This is a genomic window from Sinorhizobium sp. P24N7, from assembly GCF_042436655.1.
GTDB classification, from domain to species: Bacteria; Pseudomonadota; Alphaproteobacteria; order Rhizobiales; family Rhizobiaceae; genus Sinorhizobium; species Sinorhizobium meliloti_A.
The window spans coordinates 1-269 of the sequence record NZ_JBHMIW010000169.1; the positions used below are offsets into that span (position 1 = coordinate 1).

The 269-nt window shown below is 58.4% G+C and carries 1 pseudogene; it reads right to left on the bottom strand.

Annotated features, from left to right (window positions below):
- Window positions 1–51: 51 nt before the first annotated feature.
- Window positions 52–269, bottom strand: a pseudogene (locus ACFHWW_RS34540) (ABC transporter substrate-binding protein); the annotation flags it as partial.

The window sequence follows — 269 nt, forward strand, 5'->3', positions numbered from 1 at the left end:
TGACGGCGATGGCCGAGATCATCCTTCGAAGGACATAAGCGGCCATCGCGCTCAGGCCTTCTGCATGTTCCACATCGCGACACGCTGCGGCATCTCGATGAGACCAGTGAGAGTTTTACGGCGCGCAATTGGCCACAAATAGTGACCCAGCCTAATGTCGCCGACGAAGTCCCACCAAATCCGTTGCATCTCGCGGGCCAGTGCCTTGCGCTCTTCGAGCGTTTCGACATCTGGCCATTTGGCCCGGAGAGCCTCGTATTCGTCGTTCC